This window comes from Candidatus Thiosymbion oneisti, from assembly GCF_900092655.1.
In the GTDB taxonomy this organism is placed as follows: Bacteria; Pseudomonadota; Gammaproteobacteria; order Chromatiales; family Chromatiaceae; genus Thiosymbion; species Thiosymbion oneisti.
Genome location: NZ_FLUY01000474.1, coordinates 1 through 309, shown reverse-complemented (window position 1 = coordinate 309; position 309 = coordinate 1). Strand labels below are relative to the sequence as shown.

Annotated in this window: 1 pseudogene; it reads left to right on the top strand. The window is 65.4% G+C overall.

The features are described from left to right. Positions 1–79 precede the first annotated feature (79 nt). A pseudogene (locus BQ17_RS04605) lies at positions 80–309 on the top strand (transposase); the annotation flags it as partial.

Below are 309 nucleotides of genomic sequence, written 5' to 3'. Positions count from 1 at the left end.
TTACAAGCCAGGCGTCGCCCGTGCCCAGGCCGCACGCCTGCCCGCCCGGATTGAAGACTAGGTCAGCGAAACCAACCACGTTCGGGCGCTCGACGCCTCCGTCGACACACTCGACCTGCCGGCGTTGGGGTTTACCCATGCGACGGGTGAGCTCACGCCCGGTCAGCCGGCGTTCGATCCTGCCGTGCTCCTTAAGCTTTATGTTTACGGCGATCTCAACCGGGTACGGAGTTCCCGGCGTCTGGAACGCGAGTGCCGGCGCAACCTGGAGTTGAGCTGGCTGCGGGAGGGGTTAGTCCCGAGCTACCG